The 9,920-nt window shown below is 46.6% G+C and carries 10 protein-coding genes; 7 read left to right on the top strand and 3 right to left on the bottom strand.

Going from position 1 to position 9,920, the window contains the following annotated elements; translation table 11 throughout:
- On the bottom strand, positions 1 to 3,144 hold a 3,144-nt coding region (locus QUA27_RS10990; RefSeq protein WP_333067981.1), incomplete at its 3' end, for a two-partner secretion domain-containing protein.
- A gap of 81 nt (positions 3,145 to 3,225) precedes the next feature.
- Between QUA27_RS10990 and rnhA the strand changes: the two genes are divergently transcribed.
- Together rnhA and QUA27_RS11000 are read left to right on the top strand one after the other, a co-directional pair.
- Complete coding sequence (rnhA, locus tag QUA27_RS10995) at positions 3,226 to 4,143, top strand: ribonuclease HI (protein WP_333067982.1); 918 nt, start codon at positions 3,226 to 3,228, stop codon at positions 4,141 to 4,143.
- 699 nt (positions 4,144 to 4,842) lie between these two features.
- A complete protein-coding gene (locus tag QUA27_RS11000) occupies positions 4,843 to 5,577 on the top strand; it encodes a DUF72 domain-containing protein (protein WP_333067983.1) in 735 nt (244 codons plus the stop codon).
- A gap of 101 nt (positions 5,578 to 5,678) precedes the next feature.
- On the opposite strand, the gene QUA27_RS11005 is transcribed toward QUA27_RS11000, so the two are convergent.
- A complete protein-coding gene (locus QUA27_RS11005) occupies positions 5,679 to 6,056 on the bottom strand; it encodes a DOPA 4,5-dioxygenase family protein (protein ID WP_333067984.1) in 378 nt (125 codons plus the stop codon).
- Between the two features lie 158 nt (positions 6,057 to 6,214).
- Here QUA27_RS11005 and QUA27_RS11010 point away from each other — a divergent pair, with 158 nt between their 5' ends.
- Together QUA27_RS11010 and QUA27_RS11015 are read left to right on the top strand one after the other, a co-directional pair.
- The gene (locus QUA27_RS11010) at positions 6,215 to 6,496 is read left to right on the top strand and encodes a hypothetical protein (RefSeq protein ID WP_333067985.1); all 282 of its coding nucleotides are present in this window, start codon (positions 6,215 to 6,217) and stop codon (positions 6,494 to 6,496) included.
- Between the two features lie 347 nt (positions 6,497 to 6,843).
- The gene (locus QUA27_RS11015) at positions 6,844 to 7,416 is read left to right on the top strand and encodes a hypothetical protein (protein WP_333067986.1); all 573 of its coding nucleotides are present in this window, start codon (positions 6,844 to 6,846) and stop codon (positions 7,414 to 7,416) included.
- Between the two features lie 5 nt (positions 7,417 to 7,421).
- On the opposite strand, the gene QUA27_RS11020 is transcribed toward QUA27_RS11015, so the two are convergent.
- Positions 7,422 to 7,628, bottom strand: a complete 207-nt coding sequence (locus QUA27_RS11020) for a hypothetical protein (protein WP_333067988.1) — start codon at positions 7,626 to 7,628, stop codon at positions 7,422 to 7,424.
- A 127-nt stretch (positions 7,629 to 7,755) separates the two neighbouring features.
- Between QUA27_RS11020 and QUA27_RS11025 the strand changes: the two genes are divergently transcribed.
- From QUA27_RS11025 to QUA27_RS11035, 3 genes are all read left to right on the top strand, one after another.
- The gene (locus tag QUA27_RS11025) at positions 7,756 to 8,544 is read left to right on the top strand and encodes a HipA family kinase (protein ID WP_333067989.1); all 789 of its coding nucleotides are present in this window, start codon (positions 7,756 to 7,758) and stop codon (positions 8,542 to 8,544) included.
- A complete protein-coding gene (locus tag QUA27_RS11030; protein ID WP_333067990.1) occupies positions 8,522 to 8,986 on the top strand; it encodes a DUF3037 domain-containing protein in 465 nt (154 codons plus the stop codon). Before QUA27_RS11025 ends, QUA27_RS11030 begins: the two co-directional genes overlap by 23 nt.
- Positions 8,987 to 9,319: 333 nt before the next feature.
- On the top strand, positions 9,320 to 9,733 hold the full coding sequence (locus tag QUA27_RS11035; RefSeq protein WP_333067991.1) for an MAPEG family protein: 414 nt from the start codon (positions 9,320 to 9,322) through the stop codon (positions 9,731 to 9,733).
- Positions 9,734 to 9,920 lie beyond the last annotated feature (187 nt).

Genomic DNA, 9,920 nt, shown 5'->3' on the forward strand with positions numbered 1-9,920 from the left:
TTGATTGGTAGTGACGATCGCACTATTGCCTTGAGTGTAAGAATTTATGAAAGATCGGCCCTGAGTAATCGTACCCACAGGATTACTGGCGATCGCCCCAGCAGTACCGTTAGTCGTCGCATCTCCCACCGCAAAAGGCGTAGGCGGAGTGACATCGCCGCCGCCGTGGCGGATCGTAACTGTACCGGGTTGAGTGTCGCCAAGAGTCGAGATGCTAACAGGAGTGCCGTTTTGGTCAAAACTACCCGTCACTCGAACTAAACCCGGAGTTCCTACATTAACGTTACCGCCCGGAGCATTGAGCGATACAATGCTAATACCATTTTGAGCGTTAAGATTTACTGTAGAAGTGCGATCGGCACCAACAACAGGATTAACATTTATTTGCCCAATTACAATTTCGTTTCCGCCTAAAATTCCGACACTTTCAATAGCACTTATATTACCACTGCTGACAGTTCCACTGCCGCTAGTGACATCAACTGCAACTCCCTGCAAATCCCCTGAATTCACATCCAGCGGCGCTGTTAAATTGACATTTCCTGTTGTGGCGTCCGCATTGCCAATATTAATCCTTCCCGAAGTGCTATTTACATTAACTCCCACACCCCGTAAATTCCCTGCATTTACATCTAGCGGTGCTGTTAAATTGACAGTATTTTCGGTTGCTGTAGCGCTTCCAATATCCATACTTCCTGAAGAGCTATTTACATTAACTCTTGTTCCCAGCAAATCCCCCGAATTTACATTTTCCGAACCTATTATATTAATATTCCCAATAGAGGTAGTATTGCCGATCGCAATATTTCCGCGATCGCTCTTGAGTTCCACTGCTCCCCCCAGCAAACTCCCTGAATTTAAGTTGCTGGTCGATCTCAAAGCAATCGTAGCCTCCGGAGCATTTATAGAATCAACACTAATATTATTTAGGGCGTCCAGATTGACTACGGGAATGATGGGATTAACTGGATTTGTGGCGATAGGATTAACAGTTATTGCCCCTGTGCTGATGTCCTGTCCGGCTACAATTCTAACATCTCCCGAAGTAGCGATCGCACCCGTATTAACAATCCCATTGCTGCTGCTAGCACTGACAGTCGCAGCGGTGAGATTGCCTACCGTTAAGTCTCTAAAAGCTGTCAAATTGATATTCTCGGTTGCTGTAATATTGACAGGTGTAGTATTAGGAACAATGATATTGGCATCAGTCAAAACCCCCAATGCCCCGGAGTTACTGGTAATATCAACTTTAGAACCCTGCAAAGTCCCAAAATTCACATTGCCAAAAGCTCTGAGTGCGATCGCCCCGGAATTCCCAGTATCGATCGATCCTGTGACGATATTACCCCGAACAGTATTCAGACTAATACTGCCGTTGATATCAGCACGAGAAATGTCACTTGTCAAGATAATATTGTCATTAGCTTGAATATTAATTTTCGAACTAGACGTTAATCTGCCCCCAACTAGCACTCCTGCTTCCCTACTTTCTAGACTAACTTGACCGCCATTAATATCTCTAGTTGCGATATTTCCCAGGGCTGACAAAATTACCGGCCCACCTGCTGAAATATTTTCAACAGAAATCAAATTGTTTGATAAAATTGGATTTGTAAAAATTGAATCTTCACCTAAACTGTTACTAACAGGATTTAGCAAATTTGCCACTCCCGCCCGCAAAATTAAGGCGGGACTGCTGGTTAAAATAGCAATATCTGGATCGTCGGGATTCACATTTTCCCTACCCAATGCAATATCAGAGCCGGTAATTGTAATATCCTCGGCAACAATGCTCCCCTTCGCCTCGACTTTCAGCGAAACACCAGTATAATCTCCCAATAAAACATCTCCTTCCGAACTGATAATCGGGTCAAATAAACTCACGAAATTTCCCGGCATTCCTGACAAATTCCGCACCGAGAAATTGCCCCCCGAAACAAAGTGAGAATCCCCCGAAATAATACCGTTGCTAACCAAACTCAAATTGCCACCGCTTTGGAATTGCGGGGGAAGAGATGAGCCGCCGATCGCATTTTGAGTGAGAATATCAATAGTGCGAGATCCCTGAATGTATAAATTCCCCCCCGCCTGCGCCAAAAAAGGATTCTGGGCGCTGTCCCTGACCCGCACCGCATACCTACCCAGCAAACTCAAATCACCCGTAGTTTGCAGCCTAGCGCCCGCTAACGTGAGATTTTCCGCAGCCCATAAATTCGCACTTCCTGCATTCAACTGCGGCAGCCCAGACAGATTAGCAGCAATCGCCACATCCCCAGAATTTACCTGCAAACCAGAACCCACAAGCCGCACAGAACCGTCATCCGCAACCGCAACACCCGCCGCCTGATTTTGCCCAGTACCTGTCAGCAACTGCGGCAGAGAAACAGGATTCAAAGTCTGTTGAGAATTACCAAAATTTCCGCCCGTTGCTATTTCCAAACTTAACAAATGCCCCGGTTGACTAATGCGGAGAATATTATCTCCCGGAACAGCAGCAACAGTAATTTGTCCGCCCGCAGCCGACAACTGCCCGGTACTAACAACCGTACCGCCAAGCAAAGCCAAATTTTGCCCAGGAGTCACCGCTAAATTGCCAGCATTAACAATACTTCCCGGTACACCCGCACTAAAATAAAAAGCATTTGGCGTACCCACCAAGGCGCTAAAATTATTTGTACCTGCAGCATTAAACCAATTTGAACCAAAACCGACACCACTAGCAGTAGTTGCAGTGAAAGCCGCCGGCACGTTCAAACTCGCATTCGGACCAAACACAATCCCCGCAGGATTAATTAGAAAAAGATTAGAATTGCCACCCGTGACAGTAATTAAACCGTTAATTAGCGAAGCCTCCCCGCCAGCAATTCGAGCTAATATATTCTGAATAGCCGAATTTGTCAGAAAATTAGCAATTTGACCTTCATTCAAGCCAAATTGCCCAAAACTGTGAAAAAGATTCGCGCCGTCTCCCGACAAACTGCCGCCGTTGATATCATAGCGGTTGCCGCTGGGGGTGACAACAGTACCCGTACCGTCTGCAGCAGGCACTATGGGCTGTGCTTGCGCGAAAGTATTAAAAATTAACAAAGAAAACGGACAAATAAATAGCGCAACCTTTTTAATCTTTAAGTTGGCATTTTTCATAGCAGTAAGTAAAACTATCTCAATTGCCTTAATTATCGCACTTGCAAACAACTTACCCCTAAATAACAAATTAATTCGCTCATGACAACTCCCAAAATCAAAAGCCTCTACACAGACGGCGCTTGTTCCGGCAACCCAGGCCCAGGTGGCTGGGGTGCAGTAGTTTGTTTCGCCGACGGCAACTGTCACGAACTCGGGGGTGGAGACCCCCAAACTACTAACAACCGCATGGAAATGCAGGCCGCCGTCGCTGCGCTGGAATTTTTTGCGAATTCCGGTCAAACCGAACCAGTCACCGTTTACACCGACAGCGAATACGTTAAAAACGGCATCACTAAATGGATTCAAGGGTGGAAAAATAAGGGCTGGAAAACCTCAACCGGAAAAGATGTTGTCAACCAAGACCTCTGGCATCTGCTAGACAAGCTGAATTCCGGGCAAATCAAGTGGGAACACGTCCGCGGCCACTCCGGGGACTTCTACAACGACAGATGCGATGAAATCGCCCGCAGCTTCTCGCACAATCTCACTCCCGAACTGCAACAGCGCAAACCAACTGTAGGCGAGACTCAGGCGGAAACTTTTGTCAGCGCGGCCACATCGCCCCTAGGTTCGGAAAACACAATTGTTTGGGAAGAAACGGACACAACTGGTAACAAAACGATAGAATCCTATGTCATAACTTCTGACCTTCCGATCTCCCACTCTACCATGATGGATTCAACTGCCGATACCCTGGAGAACTTGCCCCGCGAGGTGAGGGTTCAAGACCTCCGCAATCTGATCGAAACGTTGCACATCGCCGACGAGGTTGCGACGAAAGGCTACTTGATTACCAGTTCTGAACTGGCTGATTTGATGGATGTAAATGCCAGCGCTGTCACCAGTCGTGGAGACAACTGGGTTTGGCGAAATTGGGTAGTTTCGCGGGTGCGGCGCGAAGGCAACCAAATTCTGTGGCAATTAGAGAGAATAGACCACGTTAGTACGACTGATTAGTGGTTAGTCATGAGTTATTAGTTGATTAATGACTGATGACTAATGACTGTCTCAAAGCAAGATTTGGCAAAATTCCGTAGGGACACAACATTAGTTGTGTCCTTTTAGTCATCAGTCATCAGCCATTAAATTTGAATGGCACGCATTCACTCTCCTATATTGAAAATCATCTGCGTTGCATCTGCACTTTCCCTATTAGGGAGCATCTCATCTTTGTAAAAATACTTCTTCTGACTCCTCCCTTCAGAGTTTTTCCTCCTAGCTCCTAACTCCAATTTCTAGATTGGCTGTATGCAAAAGTGAGATGATATCCCCTATTAGACATCTCCAACAAATAAACTAGGAGTGCGATCGCTTCCATATTATCAAAGAATTATCGCTTCACTTTCATAAGTCAATTTGGGGAACATATAGAGAAAAAACCATCATAAACCACAAGGCTATTATATCTAGGATATGACTAACTCAAGCAGCTAATTACTCATGCTGAAAATCTGCATAACCAGCCCAAAAAAATCAACATAGAAAAGCCTGAAACGATCGCCCAAAGCAGTAAAATCAGGCTCAGCATTTAAAGGAGTCCTTAAGAGTTGAACTTGCTCTCTCTATTTTGAGCTGATTGATAGAGTGCGGTAGCGATGCCAGCCGACTACACTTAAATTCAAACACAAATACCATCTGCGTTGGAGTAAAAAGGCGATGAGTGTTCATATTGGCACTTCAGGTTGGAGTTACGACCACTGGGAAGGTGTGCTTTATCCCGACCACCTACCACCGCGCTCTAGGCTCGATTGCTATATCCAGCACTATCAAACCGTCGAAGTTAATAGCACCTACTACCACTGGCCACCAAACACTACCTTTGCTAACTGGCGAGAGCGCCTCCCCCAAGGATTTCTGATGACCGTAAAAGCGCCCCGTGGTCTAACGCACTCTAAGCGTCTTTACTTGCCAGAACAGTGGTTAGAACGGATGAGTGAGGGACTTCAATGCTTGGGCGACCGATTGGGTATTCTGCTCGTCCAACTCCCTCCTCAGTTTGGCTGCGACTCGGCGCGCCTAGCTTACTTTCTAGAACAGGTGTCCCCCTGGATCAAAGTAGCTGTCGAATTCCGACATCCAAGCTGGCACACAGAAGAGGTATTTTCGCTGCTGGAACGCTCTGGAGCGGCTTACTGTGTGATGAGCGGGGCCCAGCTTCCCTGTATCCTGCGTGTAACGGGGTCATTCGTCTATGTACGCCTGCACGGCCCAGACCCCAACAATCTCTACGGCGGCTCTTACTCGGATGATGATTTGCATTGGTGGGCCGATCGCATCCACGAGTGGGAAAGTCAGGGGCGAAGCGTGTTCGCCTACTTCAACAACGACGGAGAGGGCAATGCAGTGAGGAACGCTTCAAAGCTAAAAACTTTTGTGGAAAACGGTACTTAATGAGCGGCAAAGATTGACCATTCTTTTAGGCCCATTAAAAGGTGTTGGCAACTGAGCGCGGGCATCGCAGCGATTGGTAATGACAAAAGAACTGCTACTTTTTAGGGAGCGATCGCTCCGAAACTCGCGTTGGCTGTTCTAGGCCGCAGAACTTCGAGATTCAGCTCTAGTTTTTCTCCCAGCCACAAAGAATGTTTCGTATGGTCTGCCAGATCATCCCCTGTTTCGGGATGGACGAGAATATCTAACCCCTCGCGATGCAGCATTAACCAAGGAACGACTTTCCCAAATTGCGAGGGTAGAAATGCAATTTGATACATGGCTTGGGAGTGGGGGCCAATTGGTTTGTCATGCCAACGCCCTAGTTGCACCTCAAACTGAGTCAATCCTTCGCGTACACGCGCTGCGACATCGCGATTATCAGGGTTGAAGTAAATATGTGCGTGAAAACCAACAATTTCGATAGTGTCTTCTATCATGATTTTTAGTGGGGTATTGAGCGGACATCTGCACAAAACGGCTGTTAATTTCAGGCTAACTTGGTGAAGGCCACTTAAGAGGTGTTGGTTGTGGGCAGACAAGAGGCAGCGATGGCTCCGCCCCGGCTGACGCCTACGCACTCTTCAGGATTTGGGGCATGGCGCGCGTGTTGGGATTTGGGTTGGGTTATCCCATAATTGGGGTGTTGGTGGCGATCGGCAACAAGTTTAGTAATAGATTAGTCATGGTGACAAGAGAACCCGCCAAGCTTGACACTCGCTTCCTTCCCGAACTTATGTTAACTGTGAATAAAAACTCGCACACATTCTCTGCTTTCTTACCCATTCTAGCACTGGGCATTGTTCTAGCCTCTGCACTAGCCGAGATAGTTGAGCCAACATCTGTTTCCTATTGGTTGTTTCGCCGAGAAAAGCTATAACTCCAACAAACCTGCATCACTGAGTCGCACAATAATTGGACGGGAGGAGGAACAATGTCTTTGCATTGGGAAAATGGCGTACAAACAAACATAGCTTGGGGATTCTTGGACGCGGAGAAAAACCTGCGAAGATACCAGCATTGATGGTGTCTTCGCTGTAAGATATGGGCTGCATCCAGCAACCTAAAAATGGATTTATAAAGCCCAACTGGAGAATGGAGCGAGCAAAAGCCAGCAGACGATTTCCTGCGTACAAGTACAAAATAAATCAGTATAGTGGCGAAGGATATTCAGATAACAGCACAATTAGATAAATATTTACAGATATCAAGGAGGAATAGCACTCGATGCGAAAATTAAACAGTTCAAATTTTGTCGCCTTACTAATTGGCACAGCAGTCATTTTTTTGATAGGGGTAACATCAGTTAGCGCTCAAGCGAAACTCACAGAACGATCGAAACTAGCACTTAATGGAATAGGGCCAATTCGGGTAGGTATGACAGTTGATGAAGCGTCACAATCGGCGGGGATTAGATTAATTAGAAGTGGGAGTGGTGGTATGGACGAATATCTGTGTTCCTACGTCCAACCACAGGGAGAGCCAAAAGGAATTAGCTTTATGGTAACAAACGGTCGCATTGCCAGAGTGGATATTAGCAGCAAGCGCATTACCACCATCAGTGGAGCTAGAATCGGGGATAATGAAAACAGAATTTTATCTTTATATCCAGACCTAATTAAAGCAACTCCTCATCCTTATGTAAGCCACCCACCTGACAATGGAAAATATCTAACTTTCGTCCCTAAAGATGCGGTAGACAAAAACTACCGCATAGTTTTTGAGACTAGCAAAAATCGTGTAGATAGGTTCCGTTCTGGTAAACTTCCTGAAGTTGAGTATATAGAAGGCTGTTCATAATAGGCTCAAAAAACTCTTAATCCTGTGACATCTACCTCAACAGCCGACAGCACGTTGGACTCCATCTCGTACAAATCATTCAGAACAAGCTTGGCGTCGGGAAACACGAAATACTTCCTCAGCGTGCCGATGCGGTAATTGAACGCTTTGTAGCCGATCGCCCAATCCTTGAAATCTTGCTTTCGATCGCCCGCAATAGCCAACAGATGCAAAAATAATTAGAGACTACTTAACATCAGTCCCAGTTAAAAAAAGAATCCAACTGTAAGCCCCTGCTCCAAACCCTCATAAAATCAGTGATTTCCCATCGAAAATCTCACATCTCAAATCGAAAATAGCATGAGTCCCAGCTTGCGAACAGTCATTGCTACCAGGTATGTCACTCCCTTGCGCGAGGGCGGCTCGCTGCCGGCGATCGTCGAAGCAGATGATGATGGTATGTACGTGCTCAAATTTCGCGGTGCCGGCCAGGGAGCCAAATCTCTGATCGCCGAGCTAGTGGCGGGAGAGATTGCTCGCGCCTCCGGCCTCCCAATCCCCGAACTCGTCTTTGTTGAACTCGATCCCGAACTGGCTCGCACTGAGCCTGACCCGGAAATTCAAGACTTGATCCGAGCAAGTGCTGGCCTCAACCTCGCCCTCGACTATCTCCCGGGCTCCATCACCTTTGACCCGATAGCGGGGAAGTCCGAGGCGGATTTGGCCTCAGAAATCGTCTGGTTCGATGCTTTTGTGACTAACATAGATCGCACGCCGCGCAATGCAAATATGCTGGTATGGCACCGTCGGCTTTGGCTGATCGATCACGGTGCGGCCCTCTACTTCCACCACACCTGGAAAGATTATCTCTCGCGCAGCCGCGATCGTTTCCCCCCAATCAAAGACCACGTTCTGCTGCGTTTTGCCAGCACCCTGGAAGCGGCAAATTCAAAGATGACTCAAACGCTAACCCCTGACATCATTCACAATATCATTAAACTAATTCCTGATGCTTGGCTGGTGGGAGATTCTCCTTTCAGCGATAGCAACCAACATCGCAATGCTTATATTGAGTACCTGCTAAATCGGCTAGAATCACCACATATTTTTTTGGAGGAAGCGATTAGTGCCAGATCGATTTCTTTATGATTACGCCATTATCCGTGTCGTTCCCAAAGTTGAGCGCGAGGAGTTTATCAATGTGGGGGCGATCGTTTCCTGCGGTACGAAAAAATTCCTCGAAGCCCGTATCGAAATAGATGAAGAGCGCTTGATGGCGATCGACTCAACGTTGGATCTGGAAATGATTCGCAATCACCTAGCAGTCATTCCCATCATTTGTGCAGGCGGCAAGGCATCTGGCGCGATCGGTCAACTTCCCCACAGAGAGCGCTTTCACTGGCTCGTAGCACCCCGCAGTACGATCGTTCAGACATCGCGCGTACACACTGGTTTTTGCCAGAGTCTACCGGGTGCGATCGAACACTTGCTCGATACAATGGTGCGATCGTCTTGCCGAAAACCCTCTGTAAAGGCTCGGTTGCTAGCGGCTGGAATTGACACTCAGGAGATGCGATCGCACTCTAGTTAGCGTCAGCTTGTCGGTTAGATGCTGCTTTGAGCTTGGTAGGCGCTCTATCCATTTCGGAAAACACTCAGAATACCCGAATTATTCATATCTCTCTTCTCCACCTCTCGACCTCTGCGTGAATCTGCGTCAATCTCTTGTCATCTGCGGTTTATACATTCTCTTTTTTTTACCGCAGATGAGGGCAGATTAATACAGATTAACACAGATGAATTAGATCAATGCCGGTTACACCGTCGGTGAGCGTTGACTGTTGGCTGGATTTGACAATTCCCATGCTACAGGATTTGATATAACTTTTCTAAAGTCTTAACCGCAGTTTCGCAAGGTAGAAAGATGATGCAAATTGAACCGACAAATATGACTTTCCCTCTCTGGGGTTTAGCAATTTTCATTTTGTGGACGATCGCAGTTGTTGTTATGCTGCTAACAGTTAGGCTTCGGCATCTATCTGCGGGCGGATCTGTAAAAGATTTCGCCACACAGAACGATGACAGCTTGCTTTGGCGACTATTTCGAGTACAATCCAACTTGATTGAAAACCTGCCTTTGTATTTGGGAGTTGTCTTCCTTCTAACTGTTAGGGGTGTTTCAGGAACACCAGTAGACTTGCTGATCGTTGTGTACATTCTATTTCGGCTTGTACATTCAGCGATTCACATCGCGGGCCTCGATCCAAAGTTTCGGTTCTTCAGCTTAGTAATTCAGTTAAGCTGCTTGGTCGCCTTAACTATTATGGCAGTTTTATAGTTGAGAAATTACGTAAGTGAAAGCTATATAGAACCCATTTGACATCTTCTTGAGATCTCAAATGGGTTCTATATGGAAAGTTTCAGACTAATAATAGTTGTACTGCTTAACAATACTCCGGACAGTTTTTAAGCAGCCAGAGTACCATAAGACAAGACTGAAGGAAGATTTGGATGATTTAAAATCA

Origin of the sequence: Microcoleus harperi Pol14_C6 (assembly GCF_036701295.1) — a bacterium.
GTDB lineage: Bacteria > Cyanobacteriota > Cyanobacteriia > Cyanobacteriales > Microcoleaceae > Microcoleus.